The organism is Streptomyces sp. NPDC051207 (assembly GCF_040682395.1).
Taxonomy (GTDB): Bacteria; Actinomycetota; Actinomycetes; order Streptomycetales; family Streptomycetaceae; genus Streptomyces.
Map to the genome: position 1 here is coordinate 192,227 of NZ_JBFBAX010000010.1, position 13,923 is coordinate 206,149.

19 protein-coding genes are annotated in these 13,923 nt (G+C 70.7%); 10 read left to right on the forward strand and 9 right to left on the reverse strand.

Annotation, left to right across the window (positions count from 1 at the left end; genetic code table 11):
- Positions 1-126 precede the first annotated feature (126 nt).
- On the forward strand, positions 127-654 hold the full coding sequence (locus tag AB0M97_RS13425; protein ID WP_365960955.1) for a DUF4245 domain-containing protein: 528 nt from the start codon (positions 127-129) through the stop codon (positions 652-654).
- A 96-nt stretch (positions 655-750) separates the two neighbouring features.
- Here the strand turns inward: AB0M97_RS13425 and AB0M97_RS13430 are convergent, their stop codons facing one another.
- The 3 genes from AB0M97_RS13430 to xseA form a co-directional block, all read right to left on the reverse strand.
- Complete coding sequence (locus AB0M97_RS13430; RefSeq protein ID WP_365960956.1) at positions 751-1,341, reverse strand: malonic semialdehyde reductase; 591 nt, start codon at positions 1,339-1,341, stop codon at positions 751-753.
- Positions 1,342-1,466: 125 nt separating this feature from the next.
- Positions 1,467-1,724, reverse strand: a complete 258-nt coding sequence (locus tag AB0M97_RS13435; RefSeq protein WP_365960958.1) for an exodeoxyribonuclease VII small subunit — start codon at positions 1,722-1,724, stop codon at positions 1,467-1,469.
- Positions 1,725-1,733: 9 nt separating this feature from the next.
- Entirely contained in the window at positions 1,734-2,942 is a 1,209-nt protein-coding gene (xseA, locus tag AB0M97_RS13440; protein WP_365960959.1) for an exodeoxyribonuclease VII large subunit, read from the reverse strand.
- A gap of 109 nt (positions 2,943-3,051) precedes the next feature.
- Between xseA and AB0M97_RS13445 the strand changes: the two genes are divergently transcribed.
- Both AB0M97_RS13445 and ppgK read left to right on the forward strand, forming a co-directional pair.
- Positions 3,052-4,077, forward strand: coding sequence for a 4-hydroxy-3-methylbut-2-enyl diphosphate reductase (locus tag AB0M97_RS13445; RefSeq protein ID WP_365960986.1), 1,026 nt, complete (start codon positions 3,052-3,054; stop codon positions 4,075-4,077).
- Between the two features lie 46 nt (positions 4,078-4,123).
- Positions 4,124-4,870: a polyphosphate--glucose phosphotransferase gene (gene ppgK / locus AB0M97_RS13450; protein WP_365960960.1), complete on the forward strand. Its 747-nt coding sequence runs from the start codon at positions 4,124-4,126 to the stop codon at positions 4,868-4,870.
- Between the two features lie 178 nt (positions 4,871-5,048).
- On the opposite strand, the gene AB0M97_RS13455 is transcribed toward ppgK, so the two are convergent.
- Positions 5,049-5,393, reverse strand: a complete 345-nt coding sequence (locus AB0M97_RS13455; RefSeq protein ID WP_365960961.1) for a DUF6542 domain-containing protein — start codon at positions 5,391-5,393, stop codon at positions 5,049-5,051.
- 667 nt (positions 5,394-6,060) lie between these two features.
- On the opposite strand from AB0M97_RS13455, the gene ychF reads away from it, so the two are divergent.
- Complete coding sequence (gene ychF / locus AB0M97_RS13460; protein ID WP_365960962.1) at positions 6,061-7,149, forward strand: redox-regulated ATPase YchF; 1,089 nt, start codon at positions 6,061-6,063, stop codon at positions 7,147-7,149.
- 133 nt (positions 7,150-7,282) lie between these two features.
- On the opposite strand, the gene AB0M97_RS13465 is transcribed toward ychF, so the two are convergent.
- From AB0M97_RS13465 to AB0M97_RS13480, 4 genes are all read right to left on the reverse strand, one after another.
- The gene (locus tag AB0M97_RS13465; protein ID WP_365960963.1) at positions 7,283-7,546 is read right to left on the reverse strand and encodes a type II toxin-antitoxin system RelE/ParE family toxin; all 264 of its coding nucleotides are present in this window, start codon (positions 7,544-7,546) and stop codon (positions 7,283-7,285) included.
- Positions 7,539-7,808: a type II toxin-antitoxin system Phd/YefM family antitoxin gene (locus AB0M97_RS13470; RefSeq protein WP_071283180.1), complete on the reverse strand. Its 270-nt coding sequence runs from the start codon at positions 7,806-7,808 to the stop codon at positions 7,539-7,541. The genes AB0M97_RS13465 and AB0M97_RS13470 overlap by 8 nt, the downstream gene beginning before the upstream one ends.
- A gap of 921 nt (positions 7,809-8,729) precedes the next feature.
- On the reverse strand, positions 8,730-9,620 hold the full coding sequence (locus AB0M97_RS13475; protein WP_365960964.1) for a fructosamine kinase family protein: 891 nt from the start codon (positions 9,618-9,620) through the stop codon (positions 8,730-8,732).
- Between the two features lie 54 nt (positions 9,621-9,674).
- Complete coding sequence (locus AB0M97_RS13480) at positions 9,675-10,457, reverse strand: ABC transporter ATP-binding protein (protein WP_365960966.1); 783 nt, start codon at positions 10,455-10,457, stop codon at positions 9,675-9,677.
- 172 nt (positions 10,458-10,629) lie between these two features.
- On the opposite strand from AB0M97_RS13480, the gene AB0M97_RS13485 reads away from it, so the two are divergent.
- From AB0M97_RS13485 to AB0M97_RS13510, 6 genes are all read left to right on the forward strand, one after another.
- Positions 10,630-10,986 (forward strand): PRC-barrel domain-containing protein, encoded by a 357-nt coding sequence (locus AB0M97_RS13485; protein WP_365960968.1) that lies wholly within the window; start codon positions 10,630-10,632, stop codon positions 10,984-10,986.
- 30 nt (positions 10,987-11,016) lie between these two features.
- Positions 11,017-11,187: a hypothetical protein gene (locus AB0M97_RS13490; protein ID WP_365960969.1), complete on the forward strand. Its 171-nt coding sequence runs from the start codon at positions 11,017-11,019 to the stop codon at positions 11,185-11,187.
- 218 nt (positions 11,188-11,405) lie between these two features.
- Complete coding sequence (locus AB0M97_RS13495) at positions 11,406-11,999, forward strand: DUF5994 family protein (protein WP_365960970.1); 594 nt, start codon at positions 11,406-11,408, stop codon at positions 11,997-11,999.
- A gap of 5 nt (positions 12,000-12,004) precedes the next feature.
- Complete coding sequence (locus tag AB0M97_RS13500; protein ID WP_365960972.1) at positions 12,005-12,277, forward strand: hypothetical protein; 273 nt, start codon at positions 12,005-12,007, stop codon at positions 12,275-12,277.
- 227 nt (positions 12,278-12,504) lie between these two features.
- On the forward strand, positions 12,505-12,876 hold the full coding sequence (locus AB0M97_RS13505; protein WP_365960973.1) for an STAS domain-containing protein: 372 nt from the start codon (positions 12,505-12,507) through the stop codon (positions 12,874-12,876).
- 74 nt (positions 12,877-12,950) lie between these two features.
- On the forward strand, positions 12,951-13,553 hold the full coding sequence (locus AB0M97_RS13510; RefSeq protein WP_365960974.1) for a hypothetical protein: 603 nt from the start codon (positions 12,951-12,953) through the stop codon (positions 13,551-13,553).
- A 238-nt stretch (positions 13,554-13,791) separates the two neighbouring features.
- Here AB0M97_RS13510 and AB0M97_RS13515 read toward each other — a convergent pair.
- The coding region (locus tag AB0M97_RS13515) for an integrase core domain-containing protein (protein WP_365960987.1) at positions 13,792-13,923 on the reverse strand (132 nt) is incomplete at its 5' end.

The following is a 13,923-nucleotide window of genomic DNA, read 5'->3' on the forward strand; positions in this document are numbered from 1 at the left end:
CGGAGCGCACCTTTCTGTACGACGACGGCCGGATGAGGGTGTTGGGCCCGACTCTATCGTCAGGCCGACAGAATGAGCAGGGGACCCCACGGATGAGCGGGCCGGGCACCTGCGACGATAGGGGCTGTGGCAGGTAGCAATGGCAAGCAGAAGTCGGCCCTGGACATGGTTCTGTCCCTGGGGGTCATCTTGCTCGCGGCGGGAGTGGTGTACCTCTTCATCCCGCACGACGACGGCAAGGAGGCCGCCGTCGAGCGGGTGGACTACCGCGTGGAGCTGCTGACGGCGCGCAGGGCGGCGTCGTACCCGGTGGCCGCGCCGGTCGGGCTGCCGGACAGCTGGAAGCCGACCTCGGTCCGTTTCGAGGGCGACAAGTCCGACGCGTGGCACCTGGGCTTCCACGGCCCGGACGGGCAGTACGTGGTGATCAAGCAGTCGGCGGGCAAGCGCGGGCAGTTCATCGACGAGGCGACGCAGGGCTCGGAGGCGACCGGGAAGACCGAGCGGATCGACGGCCGCTCCTGGACCCGGTACAGCGGCGGCCGGTACGACGCGCTGGTGCTCGAGGGCGACAAGGGCGAGACGACGGTCGTCGCGGGCACGGCGTCGTTCGGGAAGCTGAGGACGATGGCCGAGTCGCTGGAGATGAAGTAGCCGCCACGGCGTCACGGCGCCCCGGGTGTCACGGCGCACTGGCACGGAGAGGCCCCCGGCGATGTGAGCCGGGGGCCTCTCGGTGCGCGGGGGTGGTCAGACGGTGGTGACGACCTCGTCGTAGGCCAGGCGCGGGGAGCGCGGGAACCAGGCGTCCGGGCCCGGCCTGCCGATGTTGACGACCATCAGCGGGGTGTGGTCGTCGTCCAGGAACTCCTTGCGGACGCCCTCGGCGTCGAAGCCCGTCATCGGGCCGGCGGCGAGACCGGCGGCGCGGACGCCGACGATGAAGTACGCGGCCTGGAGGGCGGCGTTCAGCGTGGCGGAGCCCTCGCGGACCGGGCGCTCGGCGAAGAACGCGTCCTTGGCCTGCGGGAAGTGCGGGAAGAGCTGCGGCAGCTCCTCGTGGAACTCGTTGTCCGCGGAGAGGACGGCCACCAGCGGTGCCGAGGCGGTCTTGGGCCGGTTGCCCTCCGCCATGTGCTGCACCAGGCGCTCGCGGGCCTCGGCGGAGCGGACCAGCGTGATGCGCAGCGGCGACTGGTTGAAGGCGGTGGGGCCGTACTTGACCAGGTCGTAGATCGCCCGGACCTGTTCGTCGGTCACCGGCTCGTCGGCGAAGGTGTTCGCGGTGCGGGCCTCGCGGAACAGCAGGTCCTGGGCGGCGGGGTCAAGAACGAGGGACATGTCTGCACTTTCTCGATGTCGGTTCCGAAGATCGGCTGACGGCATCGACCGTACGCGACAGAAGTTCAACGTTCAACCAAAAGGGGTGTCCGGGTGGCCCGCCTCACACCGAAGGGCCGCCGGCTCTACTCGGTCCCCTCGTCCGCCCCGGCCTCCTCCTCCGCCAGCGCCGCGTCCAGCCGCGCCCGCGCCCCGTCCAGCCAGCGCCGGCACACCTTGGCCAGCTCCTCGCCCCGCTCCCACAGCGCGAGCGACTCCTCCAGCGTCGTACCGCCCGCCTCCAGGCGGCGCACCACCTCGATCAGCTCGTCCCGTGCCTGCTCGTACCCGAGCGCCTCGGCCACGGCCGCCGGCTCCGCCACCTTGTCCACCTCGCTGGTCATCCACTCACCCTATGCGTCGACTCGTACGGAGAACTCGCCCTCGGAGACCCGCGCCCGCAGCGCCTCCCCGGCCGCCACCTCGCCGGGATCGCGCACCGCGTGCCCGTCCGCCCGCTGCAGCACCGCGTACCCGCGCTGGAGGGTCGCGGCGGGGGACAGGGCCACCACGCGCGCGTGCGTGTGCGACAGCTCCGAGTCGGCCCGGTCGAGCTGGTGCCGCAGGCAGCGCCGCCCGCGGTCGAGCAGCGCCGTCACCTCCTCGGACCGTGCGTCGATCATCCGGTGCGGGTCCTGTATCGACGGGCGGGCCAGCGCGTGCGCGAGCCCCCGCTCCTCCCGGTCCAGGTACGCCTCCACGCAGCGCCGGGCCCGGTCCCGCAGCATCCGCACGCGCTCGTACTCCTCGCCCACGTCCGGCACGACCTTCTTCGCCGCGTCGGTGGGGGTGGAGGCGCGCAGGTCGGCCACGTGGTCCAGCAGCGGATTGTCCGGCTCGTGCCCGATCGCCGACACCACCGGCGTACGGCAGGCCGCGACCGCGCGCACCAGCTGCTCGTCGGAGAACGGCAGCAGGTCCTCCACGCTGCCGCCGCCGCGCGCCACGACGATCACGTCGACCTCCTCCAGCGCGTCGAGCTCCTTGACGGCCTGCACGACCTGCGGGACCGCGTGCACCCCCTGCACGGCGACGTTGCGCACCTCGAAGCGGACGGCGGGCCAGCGGTGCCTGGCGTTCTCCAGGACGTCCCGCTCGGCGGCCGAGGCCCGCCCGCACACCAGCCCGACCAACTGCGGCAGGAAGGGCAGCGGCTTCTTGCGCTCGGCCGCGAACAGCCCCTCCCGCGCGAGCGACTTCTTCAGCTGCTCAAGCCGCGCCAGCAGCTCACCGACACCCACCGGCCGCATCTCGGCGGCCCGCAGCGACAGCTGCCCGCGCGGCGCGTACCACTCCGGTTTCGCGTGCACCACCACGCGGGCGCCCTCGCTCACGACGTCCGCGACCGCGTCGAACACCTGCCGGTAGCAGGTGACGCTCACGGAGATGTCGTACGACGGGTCGCGCAGCGTCAGGAACACGACGCCGGCGCCCGGGCGCCGGGAGAGCTGGGTGATCTGCCCCTCGACCCACACCGCGCCGAGCCGGTCGATCCAGCCGCCGATGAGGCGCGACACCTCACCGACGGGCAGCGGAGCCTCCGCGGACGTGTTGACAGCCATGCCCGTGAGCGTAGTCGCAGCCACCGACAGCGCCCGCGTGCCGAACACCGTCGCCCACCCGGGCAGTCCGCACACAGGGGATCTTCGAGCCGCCGTGCGCGGCCTTACGATGGTCCGCATGACTGCTTCGTCTGGCCGCCGTGTCCTGCTCGCCGCCCCCCGGGGCTACTGCGCGGGTGTGGACCGCGCCGTGATCGCCGTCGAGAAAGCCCTGGAGCAGTACGGGGCTCCCGTCTACGTCCGGCACGAGATCGTCCACAACAAGTACGTCGTCCAGACCCTGGAGAAGAAGGGCGCCATCTTCGTCGAGCGGACGGAGGAGGTGCCGCCGGGCAGCATCGTCATGTTCTCGGCGCACGGCGTGGCCCCGACCGTCCACGAGGAGGCCAGGCAGGGCCGGCTCGCCACCATCGACGCGACCTGCCCGCTGGTCACCAAGGTCCACAAGGAAGCCGTCCGCTTCGCCAACGAGGACTACGACATCCTCCTGATCGGGCACGAGGGCCACGAGGAGGTCATCGGCACCTCCGGCGAGGCCCCCGACCACATCCAGCTCGTGGACGGCCCCGGGGACGTCTCCAAGGTCGAGGTCCGCGACCCGTCCAAGGTCGTGTGGCTCTCCCAGACCACGCTGTCCGTGGACGAGACCATGGAGACCGTCGACGCCCTCAAGGAGAAGTTCCCGCAGCTGATCTCGCCGCCCAGCGACGACATCTGCTACGCCACGCAGAACCGCCAGCTCGCCGTGAAGCAGATGGGCGCCGAGGCGGAGCTGGTCATCGTGGTCGGCTCCCGCAACTCCTCCAACTCCAAGCGGCTGGTCGAGGTCGCCAAGCTCGCCGGCGCCCGCGAGGCGTACCTGGTCGACTTCGCCGACGAGATCGACGAGGCCTGGCTGGAGGGCGTCTCCACGGTCGGCGTCACCTCGGGCGCGTCCGTGCCGGAGGTGCTGGTCGAGCAGGTCCTGGACTGGCTGGCCCGGCGCGGCTTCGAGGACGTCGAGATCGTCAAGGCCGCCGAGGAGTCCATCACCTTCTCGCTCCCCAAGGAACTCCGCCGCGACCTGCGCGAGGAGGCGGCAGCGCTGGTGGCCGAGCGGGGCGGCTCGGGCGCCCCGGGCGTCGCTGCCCAGTGACGCACCGCTGTCGGTGACTGTCAGTCGTACGTCGTAGCGTAGGGCCATGCAGATCTTCGGAGTGGACATCGGCGGATCCGGAATCAAGGGCGCCCCGGTCGATCTCGAGCGGGGCGACCTCGCCCAGGAGCGCTTCAAGGTGCTCACCCCGCAACCGGCCACGCCGGACGGGGTGGCCGACAGCGTGAAAGAGGTCGTCGAGCACTACGGCTGGACAGGGCCCGTCGGCATCACGTTCCCGGGCGTGGTGACCGACGGCGCCACGATCCGTACGGCGGCGAACGTCGACAGGGCCTGGATCGACACGGACGCCAGAGCCCTGCTCGGCGACCGCCTCGGCGGCCTGCCGGTCACCGTGGTGAACGACGCGGACGCGGCGGGCGTCGCCGAGATGCACTTCGGCGCCGGACAGGGCCGCCGGGGCACGGTCGTCCTGCTGACCTTCGGCACGGGCATCGGCAGCGCCCTCTTCGTCGACGGCACCCTCGTACCCAACACGGAGCTGGGCCACCTGGAACTGCACGGTCACGAGGCCGAGAAGCGCGCCTCCAGCAAGGCCAAGGACGATGACGACCTGACATGGGAGGAGTGGGCGCACCGCGTCCAGCAGTACCTCGCGCACGTCGAGATGCTGTTCTCCCCGGAGCTGTTCATCATCGGCGGCGGGGTCAGCCGCAAGGCGCACAAGTTCCTGCACTGCATAGAGGGCATCAAGGCGGAGATCGTCCCGGCGCAGTTGCAGAACAATGCGGGGATTGTGGGGGCGGCGATGCGGGCGGGGGAGCGGGGGTAGGGGGGGCGGCGGCTGGTTGCTGAGGTCTGGCGCCGGGTGCCGGGCCGGGTGCCTGATGGCTGGTGCCGGTCGGCTGGTGGCTGTCGGCTGTCGTGGGCTGGTTCGCGGTTCGTGGGTGGTTGCGTGAGTGTTCTGGCGGATTCTGGCAGGTTCCGGCGGAGGCGGGCCGGGGCGGCGGTCAGGGGGTCGCGCGGTCGCGGGCGGCGGTGCGGCGCCGGACGAGGCGAATGCGGCGGACGAGGGCGATCGCACCGGCGGCGAGTGTCCCGGCGTACAGCCAGCCCGCCTCCGTGGCCAGTGCGCTGACGAGCCCCATCAGCCGGTCGCCGGCGTCGTCACCGCGCGGCGCCACGGGCAGCAGCCCGAGCGCGAAGGCGATGGGTACGACGACGGGCGCGGTCAGTACGTCACTGGGCCGGACCCACAGCGCGGTCAGCACGCACACCGGCAGGAACAGCACGCCGTAGACGGTGAGCGAGTCGCCGAACAGTACGTGGTCGACAGCGCCCAGCAGGACCAGCACGGCGACGCAGAAGAGGCCGCCGCCGAGACCGGTGAGGCGGGGGTCGGGGAAGCGGAGGCCGGCACCGCCGGGTGTCAGCGCGGCGGGACGCCGGAAAGCGACCGGGCGCCGGGGGGTGCCGTTGCTGGGCGTGCCGGGACGGGGCTCGGAGCGGGGGCGGGGTGCGGAACGGGGGCGAGGTCCGGGTCCAGCTCCAGGGCCGGGACTGGGGCTGAGGGTGCGGCGGGGGTCGGCGGTGCGGCGGGGGTCGGCGCGGCCCTCACCACCGCTCCCGCCACCGCCGTCGCGGTGGCTGAGGCCGTCGGCGCCACCGCCGCCACTGCTACCACTGCTCCCGTCTCGGCTCCCGTTGCCCCTTCCGTGGGGCGGGCCCGGTGGGCGGGGTGCGGGGCGGGGCGAGCCGCCGCCCGCCGCCCGGCCCCCCTGCGGGGGCAGCGGCGGCCGGCCGCGTCGCGGTCCGTACTGCGCAGGTCGCGTCCTGTGTTGCTCCACTCAACCAACTTAGGTCGTTTTATGTGCTGAATCACTCCTCAGACACGCCGATGGCGCCGTTCGGCAGGCGTTCGACGGGGCGCCGGGAGGGTGTGCGGCACGCCGTAGACTGGTGGATCGGCCCTCACAGCCCACCGCCAGTCCGTCCTCCTCCTCACGTACGGGAAGTCGCAACGTGTCGCTCACGATCGGAATCGTCGGCCTGCCGAATGTCGGCAAGTCGACCCTGTTCAATGCCCTGACCAAGAACGACGTGCTGGCGGCCAACTACCCGTTCGCCACGATCGAGCCGAACGTCGGCGTGGTCGGCGTTCCCGACGCCCGTCTCGGCAAGCTGGCCGAGATCTTCGGCTCGCAGCGGATCATTCCGGCGACCGTGGACTTCGTGGACATCGCCGGCATCGTGCGCGGCGCGTCCGAGGGCGAGGGCCTGGGCAACAAGTTCCTGGCGAACATCCGTGAGTCCGACGCGATCTGCCAGGTCATCCGCGCCTTCAAGGACGAGAACGTGGTCCACGTGGACGGCAAGGTCTCGCCGAAGGACGACATCGAGACGATCAACACCGAGCTGATCCTCGCCGACCTCCAGACCATCGAGAAGGTCCTGCCGCGCCTCCAGAAGGAGTCGCGGATCAAGAAGGACCTCGCGCCGAAGGTGAAGGCGGTCGAGGAGGCCAAGGAGATTCTGGAGAAGGGCGACACGCTCTTCGCGCACGGCATCGTCCAGGGCAGCGAGCGTGCGGAGCTGCTCCACGACCTGCACCTGCTGACGACGAAGCCCTTCCTCTACGTCTTCAACGTCGACGAGGACGAGCTGGTCGACGAGGACTTCAAGGACGAGCAGCGCGCGCTGGTGGCCCCGGCCGAGGCGATCTTCCTCAACGCGAAGCTGGAGGCGGAGCTGGCCGAGCTGGACGACGCCGACGCCATGGAGCTGCTGGAGTCCGTCGGCGCGCAGGAGCCCGGCCTCGCCACGCTCGCCCGGGTCGGCTTCAACACGCTCGGCCTGCAGACGTACCTGACGGCCGGCCCCAAGGAATCCCGCGCCTGGACGATCAAGAAGGGCGCCACCGCCCCCGAGGCCGCCGGTGTCATCCACACGGACTTCCAGAAGGGCTTCATCAAGGCCGAGGTCATCTCCTTCGACGACCTGGTCGAGACGGGCTCGGTCGCGGAGGCCCGCGCGAAGGGCAAGGCGCGCATGGAGGGCAAGGACTACGTGATGCAGGACGGGGATGTGGTGGAGTTCCGGTTCAATGTGTAGCGGGTGACATAACACCACATCACTGACGTGGAAAACGTACAGGTCAGAAGGGGTCGGGCTCCGTCGAGTCCGACCCCTTCGTCGTCACCGTGCTGGATGGGTGCTGGATATTCTGACGTGGGATCAGCGGCAATCAGATCTCGTAGACGGTGGACCGGTGTCCCACGTGAACCACCCAGATCACCAGCTCTCCGTTGTCGATCGTGTAGACGACGCGGTAGTCGCCGACGCGCAGGCGGCGACGCTCGGGCTGGGATACGAGCGCGGTGGTGTTGAAGCCGAGAGGGTCGGTTTCCAGTTCTGGCAGCTTGGCCAGGATGCGCAGCGCCATGTCGCGAGGGATCTTCCGCAGCTCTGCCTGCGCCTCGGGGCGGAAGACGGTTCCGTACTCACTCACCGCGCGCCAGCGTCTCCCTCATGATGTCCTCGATCGGGATGCCGGGTGCGGGGTTGGCCATGCGCTCGTCGATGATCCGGTTGATCTCGCGCTCTTCCCACTCCTGGTACTTGCGTAGCACCTCGATGGAGACGATGGCGGCGACTTCCTTGCCTCGGCGGGTGATTACCGTGGGCACGTCGTCGCGGTCTGCGCGCTCCACGACCTCCGCCAAGTGTGCGCGCACGTCGCGGATGGACTCTATGGGCAGCGGCTGCGTCATGCGCCCAAGGGTACCGAGTGTCCCAGGTGTACACAACAGATGCTTGGTGGTGGGCGGGCCCAACTCACTGCGGTCACGCATGCTGGATGTGCTGGATGAATGCGCACCGTGCTGGATCGGTGCTGGATGAGGACTGAGGGCGCCGAAGTCGGCTGATTCGGCGCGTGTTCCCTGCTGTATCAGCGCTTCGGGCTGCCATTCCTCGTGCGCCAGAAACCATCCGATTCGGGTGTTGGAGTTCATACGTCCTCCTCACCGTACGGGCCGTCGCGGTGTACGGCACCACCTTGCCAGGACGCCCGGGCCGCCCAGAAAGTAATGGGCGTGACTTTACGCTTCGTTTCCGTGGTGGGCGGCGATATTGCTTTGTTGCCCTATTCCCTGAGTCATTACCGGGAGCTGGGAGTCGAGAGTTTCCATGTGATGTTCCCGGATGAGCGCGGCATTGAGATCCTCGTGCCACGGGGCCACGCAGACATCGGCGAAGTCGTACCCGGCATCCCGCATCACTTCCACGGAAGGCCCCAGCGTCGGGTCCGCACGGCTTTCGACGTGGCGTATTCACGTGGACCGCCTCCGCGCGGACCCGTCTGACCAGGCGGGTCGCGGCCTATTCGTCGGGTGAGTGGCGCCTGCCGCACCGGTCGGTCGTCGGGGAGTCGCAGCGGTTCCTCGATCACCTCGAAGAGAACGGCGGCAGGATCGACGTGGGCGACCCCGCGTTCCGCTTCGCGCGCTGCTCCCTCGCTACGCGGACTACCCCGGCTGGGAGGGCACGGGGCCCGCGCTGCGCCGCCGGTTCCGCGCGTACGACGCCGCCCGCCGGGAGAAGCGGCGTACCGCCGAGGCGGCCCCGGAATAGGGCGGCGCCCCGGTGCCGCCGGGCTCCCGGGGCGGGGGAGTCCGGCGGTGGCACGCCGGTCACACCGTCGCCGGGCCGCCGTCCCGCCGGAACGGGGCGATGATCCTCCGTACGGCCTCCGCGGCTCCCCAGTCGTCGTCGTCATGGGCGATGACGCTCAAAAGTTCCCGGAGATGGAAGAGGTCCATCCGGTCCCGCCAGCCGTCGTCGATCCCGGTGATCTCCTCGTACACGGCGAAGAAGCAGTCCGAGACGGGTGGGCGCGGGGAGCACCACAGCATGCTGAGGTCGATTTCCGGCCAGTTGTAGGACGCGGCGGGGTCGATGAGCACGGGTGTGCCGTCGGCGGTGGCGACGATGTTCTCCTGCCACAGATCTCCGTGGGTCAGGCACGGGGGCCGGTCCGGCACGAGTTCCGGCAGGGCCGCGCAGAGCCGCTCCAGGGCCTGCCGCTCCGCGGCGTCGAAGGCCGCCTCGACCAGGGGTTCCGACAGCCAGCGCAGGATGCGCCGCTCCGCGAGGAACGCGTGGCCGTCGCTGTCCCAGGTGTTGTCCTGGCGCAGCCGCCCCAGCCAGCCTGGACGGTGCCAGCCGAACCGCTCGGCGGTCGTGGAGGTGTGCAGGGCGGCTACCGTGTGGGCGAGCCGCTCCCAGAAGCGCTCGTCGTCACGGCGCGGCTGCATCTTCTCCAGCACGAGCAGCCGGGGCGAGGTGCACAGCACCTCCGGTGTGATCGCCCCGCCGGTTTCGCGCAGCTCCGTCAGTCCGGCGGCTTCGACGGGGAAGATGTCCCGGTCCGGCCGGAGAAGCGTTTTCGCGAATACCTGAGAATCGTCGTCGAGGGTCACCATCCCGGCAATTGCGACCACTCCGCCGGTGGCTTTCTTCACCGCTTTGGCCGCGTATCCCGCTTCCTGGAGACGCTTGATGAGTATCTCTTCATCAGACACCTGGAAAGCACATCACAATTTCCCCGCCCGCACCAGGGGCCCGTTACGGTGAATTCATCGGTAGCCGCAGGCCTGAAGTGTGTACAGCTCCGCGTAGAGACCGCCGCGCCGCGGCAGTGTGGCATGATCTCCGGATTCCACGATCCGGCCTCCTTCGACCACGACGATGAGGTCCGCCATCCCCACCGTGGAGAAACGGTGGGAAACCAGAAGCGTGATCCCGCCGTGGGCGGCCGACCTTTCGGCCTGTGCGGCATAACGCTGGAAAAGGGCGTGTTCCGCCTCGGCGTCGAGGGCGGCGGCCGGTTCGTCCAGAACCAGCAGAAGCGGCCGGTCCCGCATGAACGCGCGGCCGAGCGCCAGTTTCTGCCACTGGCCGCCGGAGAGTTCCGCCCCGTCGGTGTAACTCCTGCCGAGCCGGGTGGCCAGCCCTTCCGGCAGCGCGTCGAGCACACCGCCCGCCCGCGCGCGTGCCAGAGCCGTCCGCACGGCGTCCTCCGAGTCGGCACGGGGCAGGTCGCCCACGCCGACGGCCTGCCGGACCGTGAACTCGTACCGGACGAAGCCCTGGAACGCGGCCGCCGTGCGGGCCCGCCACCTCTCGGGCGGTACCCGCCGGAGATCGACGCCGTGCGCCACGGTCTGCACCACCTGCGTGTTGGCCTGCGCGGCGAGCACGACGACCAGCACCACATCGCCCACCGACACCCGGCCGAGGACGGCCTGGCGCAGCATCAGCAGCACCGTTCCCGCGTAGCAGGCGGCGAACACCAGCCGGCTGATGCGTGAGGCCGAAGCTCCTGTTGGGGAAGCCAGGGTGAATGCGACGCCATGCATGGCCGTCGAGCATGACGGCGAGGAGACCGGCCGTGTCGGCGTGGACACCCGCACCCGGCAGTGGCCTGGGCGAGGCGATGTGGGGCACGTTAGGGGGAGGACGCCGGTTTCCCGTGGGAAACGCCCGGTGCGGATGGCGACCGGGGCGGCGGCCCGTAAAGGAGGCAGAGACATGATCCGTCCAGCCGATATTCGGGAATGGCGCAATCACGACGTCGTGGACCCGAAGGGGCACAAGATCGGCCGCCTCGAAGCGGTCTATGTCGACACCACGACCGACGAACCGGCCATGGCCACCGTCCAGACCGGGCTGCCCACCCGGCACCGTCTGGTCTTCGTCCCCCTTGTCGACGTGATCCTCGGACCCGGCTACGTCAAGACGGCGTACGACAAGAAGCTCGTGAGGAAAGCCCCGTCGGTCGGTACCGACGACGTACTGCCGGCCGAGCGAGAAGAAGCGATCTTCCAGCATTACGGCATGCCGTACCAGCCCGGCGCAGCCGGCGAACGCCAGCTCGCATGCCGCTGATCGCACGGCTCCACCAAGGAGGCCCTCCGGATGGCAGTCGTTTTCTTCCTGGCCCTCGTGGCCGTCGTACTCGGCATCATCGGTGTCGCGGCAGAAGGGCTGGGCTACTTGCTGATCGTCGGCGTCGTGGTCCTCGTGGCCGCCCTCGCCCTCGCCGCCGTGCGCTGGTCGCGGCACTCCCGTCGGCGGCCCATCCGCTGACGGGGCGCAAAATCCGGCTCACCGCCGCGCATCCGGCCAACGGCCCGGAATCCGGCTCACCGCCGCGTCGGCCGTCGGGCGCACGGCCCGTTCGGGAGGTTCGAGGAGTACGCTGGACGCTACCGAAGGTTTTTCGAACACCGGTACCCGTACCGTGTCGTTTTCGGTGATCGATGACGCCGGGCCGGTTGCGATCGGCCCGGGGCAGGGTCCGCGTCATGACTGCGACCATCTCCCGCCCGGTGACACCTGAAGGCGGGCTCCCCGCGCCCGCCGTCCGTCTCTCGCTCGCACCCGCCGGTTCCGCACCCGCCCTCCTCGACGGCGCATGGTGGCCGCGTTCACGCGACCTCGGTGCCGAACTGCCCGCCCTGGCGGCCGTACTCGATCCGCTGTGGGGGAGGATCACCCGGATCACCGTGCAACCCACCCAGTGGCCGCCCGTGCCACGCAAAGTGTCCGTCGCCGGGCATGTGGTGAAGGTGGGTTGGTTCCTGGCCGAGCAGGATCCGCACGAGTTGCTGCTTCTCTCGTACCGGACGGGCCGCTGGAACCTGCTGGTGGTGCCCCCGGGGACACTCCCCGCGACGGCCGCACGGCTGATGGCCGCCGCGAGCGACCCGCAGCGCACCGCCACCGGCAGCGAGCTGCTGGCGGAGGCGGCGGGTCCGCGGGGCAGCACCACCGAAACCGACCGGACCCGGGAAGCGGTCTGGGACTCCGAGGGAGGGAGCGGGGCTCCCGGTCCGGCCGCGCCTCCCCGTGGCCGCGCGGTCACCGCCGTCGTGCCGAACCAGTCCCAGAGGGCGTGAGCACCATGGGCACCCTCGTGACGGTGATCGTGCTGCTGGCGCTGATCGCTCTAGGCGCGTTTCTCATCCACCGGCTCAACGCGCAGCGCGGCGACCGGATCGCCGACTTCCACTACGGCCGTACCGGCTCCGTAGTCCGGGCACCGGCGCCGCCGGCCGGGCGCAAGGCACACGGCCGGATGTCCGGAGCGAGTGGTACCGGTGGCCGCCGGGATCGTCGCGACGGCGGACGCGGGCGGCTGCGTCCTCCCCGCCGCACCCGCAAGAACCCCACGTAAGCCCCGCCGGTGCCGGCGGGAAACCGGACGACAGCCGCCACCCGCTCCCGGCGCCCCGGCGCGACCCCAGGACAGCCAGGGCCCCAGCCGCCGCCGCCCCCGGTGCCCCGGCGGGACCCCAGGGCAGCCGGGCACATCGCGCCTCCACCGTTACGGCGGCCGGCGCGGCAATTCCTGCCGCGCGATGCCTCCCACTGACGCTCCGAAAGACGCTCCGAGGAGGAGCCATGCCCCCTCTCGATCTGCACGTCCACCGCCAAAACCGCGGTTCGCGCACTCTCTTCACCCTGGTGGGGCAGATCGACCTGGCCACTGCCCCGCTGCTGCGCACCTCGCTGGCGACGTGTCTCCACGACGGCACCCGTACCGTCGACGTCGACCTCGCGGCCGTCACCTTCTGTGACGTCAGCGGGCTGAACGTCTTCCTCGCGGCCTCGGAACTCACCAAGGAGGCCGGGATGATCCTGCGCCTGCACCGGCCGCCGCAGTCCCTGACTCGCGTCGTCGAGGTCACCGACTCGGGCTTCCTGATCCATTCCCTCCGCCCCACCGGTGCCCCGGAACAGCCGACTTTCCCCGTGCCGGGCGGTGCCCTGTGAGCCGCCCGCCCGGACCGCGGCCGCGGGACGAGGGACACGCACCCGCCGCGGGACAGGCGGTACGTCTGCGCGGGGTGGACCGCTGGCAGGCCGAGACCCTGCAGGAGGACCTGGCCGACCTGTACGTGGAGTCCTCCCGGGCGCAACCCGGTGCGGAGTACCGGGGCCGGGAGGAGTTCCTCCGCAGGCTCACGGGAGACATCCGGCGGCCCGGCTTCGCTCTGCTGATCGCGGAGGACACGGCCTTTGCCGGCTGCGCCTACGGGTTCCCCGTGGGGCGCGAGGGGACGTGGTGGCGGGGGTTCGAAGGGACCCTTCCGCAGGATGTGGAGCAACTCACCGCGTCCGGACACGTCTTCGCGATCACGGAGACCCTGGTGCACCCGCACACGGGCGACCGGGCCGGCACGGCCCGCGCACTCCAGGAGCGGCTGCTCGCCGACCACCACGCCTCGCTCGGGGCGACCCTGGTGAACGAGGCAGACCCGGTGGTCCTCGACGCGTTGCGGTCCTGGGGATGGCAGGACATCGGGAGGGTTCTCCGGTCGCGGGACCCGTCGGCACTTCGGCCGCCGGCCCCCGCGCCGCTGCGCGCCCTAATCCTTGCTCTGGGACCGCGTACGGGCGCCCGCCCGGACGGGCTCGCACACGACAACCGTACGCAGCGGCACCGTTGACGCAGTAGGTGTGGGTACGCCTGGGGCCCGCCGTTCGGATCACCCCGGCGTCGCGGGAGCGGCACGCACATCTGCGGCGTTGTCGTCACTCGCCGGCTCCCCCCGGCCGGGCTTCGCCGGCGCGGGAGGGGCCCCCATCGCGCTGCCGCCCTCCTCCGCCTGCGGCTGCACGTTCCCCCACGCCCGAACAGCCTCGCGCGGGGGGCCCATCGCTCCCCCTCGGCTCAGAGCACAGGCCCTAGGTGTGCTGTTCGGACAGGTTGGTGACGCGGCTGGCTGGTGGGTGGCCGCCGATGCCGGTGTGGGGTCGGTGGTAGTTGTACCAGTCCAGCCAGTCGGGAAACGCTGCCTGCCGTTGGGTGTCTGAGGT